The sequence below is a fragment of the Parabacteroides sp. PM6-13 genome (assembly GCF_029892605.1).
Taxonomy (GTDB): Bacteria; Bacteroidota; Bacteroidia; order Bacteroidales; family Tannerellaceae; genus QVMG01.
In genome coordinates this window covers 1-2,500 of the sequence record NZ_JARXWF010000032.1, presented here as the reverse complement: position 1 = coordinate 2,500, position 2,500 = coordinate 1, and the positions used below count along the sequence as shown (strand labels likewise).

At 48.2% G+C, this 2,500-nt stretch carries 2 tRNA genes and 2 rRNA genes (1 of these 4 cut by a window edge); all 4 read right to left on the bottom strand.

Annotated elements, in window-relative coordinates:
* A 23S ribosomal RNA gene (locus tag M2134_RS15710) occupies positions 1-836 on the bottom strand; its annotated part reaches 1,976 nt to the left of the window's first position; the annotation flags it as partial.
* Positions 837-1,060: 224 nt separating this feature from the next.
* Positions 1,061-1,134: transfer RNA gene (locus tag M2134_RS15705), tRNA-Ala, on the bottom strand.
* A 94-nt stretch (positions 1,135-1,228) separates the two neighbouring features.
* Positions 1,229-1,302: transfer RNA gene (locus M2134_RS15700), tRNA-Ile, on the bottom strand.
* Positions 1,303-1,445: 143 nt separating this feature from the next.
* Positions 1,446-2,500, bottom strand: a 16S ribosomal RNA gene (locus M2134_RS15695); the annotation flags it as partial.

The window sequence follows — 2,500 nt, the reverse complement described above, 5'->3', positions numbered from 1 at the left end:
GCTATCTCCAAGTTTGATTAGCCTTTCACCCCTACCCACACGTCATCCGAAAGCTTTTCAACGCTTACCGGTTCGGTCCTCCAGTTAGTGTTACCTAACCTTCAACCTGCACATGGGTAGATCACTTGGTTTCGCGTCTACTCACAGTGACTATATCGCCCTGTTCAGGCTCGCTTTCACTTCGGCTACGGACCTCTAAATCCTTAACCTTGCCACTGAAAGTAACTCGTAGGTTCATTATGCAAAAGGCACGCCGTCACATCTTACGATGCTCCGACCGCTTGTAAGCAGACGGTTTCAGGGTCTATTTCACTCCTTTACTAAAGGTTCTTTTCACCTTTCCCTCACGGTACTGGTTCACTATCGGTCTCTCGGGAGTATTTAGCCTTACGGGATGGGCCCCGCAGATTCACACAGGATTTCACGTGTCCCGCGCTACTCAGGATACTACTAAGCTTCGTTAATGATACATATACGGGACTATCACCCTCTATGGTCGTTCTTTCCAAAACGTTCTATTTCACTAATGTCTTGCTACATCGTAGTCCTACAACCCCAATATTGCCTAAACAATATTGGTTTGGGCTGTTCCGCGTTCGCTCGCCACTACTAGCGGAATCACTTTTGTTTTCTTCTCCTATGGGTACTTAGATGTTTCAGTTCCCCACGTTCGCCCCTCTTACGAGGTGACTGGCCTTCAACCAGCCGGGTTGCCCCATTCGGATATCCATGGATCAAAGGTTATTTGCACCTCCCCACGGCTTTTCGCAGCTTATCACGTCCTTCATCGCCTCCGAGAGCCAAGGCATCCACCGTCTGCCCTTATTTACTTTCCTATATCGCACCTCTCTCCAAACCTCTCTCCACAAGAGAGAGGCTTTTTAAGATTAGCGGGTTGATATACTTCTTATTAAAGTTGCTCTACTTTTTACTTTATTGATTTGTCCAACATGTCAAAGATCTTATTCGCCGCGAAGCGGCTCATAGTGGTTAGTTGTCAGTGTGGAGTGTTTAGTGTTGATACTAATCACTTATCACTAATCATTAATCACTAATTTAGTGGAGAATAACGGATTCGAACCGTTGACCCCCTGCGTGCAAGGCAGGTGCTCTAGCCAGCTGAGCTAATCCCCCGTTTTTAGTGGGTAGTGTACAGTGTACAGTGTTTAGTTTGATACTAATCACTAATCACTCTTCACTAATCACTCGAAGCACTTCGTGCTTCGGGTAGTCCCAGGCAGAGTTGAACTGCCGACCTCTACATTATCAGTGTAGCGCTCTAACCAACTGAGCTATAGGACTGTCAACTTGGAGTTTGCTGCCCGGGCTTCTCTAGCCCAGTTCATCTTTCTCTTTCAAGATCATATTATAAATACATAATCAAAGCAATACAAAAAACTAAGATAAGTCTTATCTACCTGTCCATTCATATAACAAGACTCCAGAAAGGAGGTGTTCCAGCCGCACCTTCCGGTACGGCTACCTTGTTACGACTTAGCCCCAGTCATCGGTTTTACCCTAGGTCGATCCTTGCGGTTACGAACTTTAGGTACCCCCAACTCCCATGGCTTGACGGGCGGTGTGTACAAGGCCCGGGAACGTATTCACCGCGCCATGGCTGATGCGCGATTACTAGCGAATCCAGCTTCACGAAGTCGGGTTGCAGACTTCGATCCGAACTGAGAATGGGTTTAAGGGATTTGCTCCTTGTCACCAAGTGGCTGCCCTCTGTCCCATCCATTGTAACACGTGTGTCGCCCCGGATGTAAGGGCCGTGCTGATTTGACGTCATCCCCACCTTCCTCACAGCTTACGCTGGCAGTCTTGTTAGAGTCCCCAGCACTACCTGATGGTAACTAACAATAAGGGTTGCGCTCGTTATGGCACTTAAGCCGACACCTCACGGCACGAGCTGACGACAACCATGCAGCACCTCGCAAACGGTCATTGCTGAAAAGAGTGTTTCCACTCCGGTCCGAATGCGTTCAAACCCGGGTAAGGTTCCTCGCGTATCATCGAATTAAACCACATGTTCCTCCGCTTGTGCGGGCCCCCGTCAATTCCTTTGAGTTTCACCGTTGCCGGCGTACTCCCCAGGTGGATAACTTAACGCTTTCGCTGTAGAGCTAACTGTCTATCGCTAACTCCTAGTTATCATCGTTTACGGCGTGGACTACCAGGGTATCTAATCCTGTTTGATCCCCACGCTTTCGTGCTTCAGTGTCAGTTATGGTTTAGTAAGCTGCCTTCGCAATCGGAGTTCTGCGTGATATCTAAGCATTTCACCGCTACACCACGCATTCCGCCTACTTCAAACATACTCAAGAAATCCAGTTTCAACGGCAATTTTATGGTTGAGCCACAAACTTTCACCGCTGACTTAAATCCCCACCTACGCACCCTTTAAACCCAATAAATCCGGATAACGCTCGGATCCTCCGTATTACCGCGGCTGCTGGCACGGAGTTAGCCGATCCTTATTCATAGGGTACATGCAATA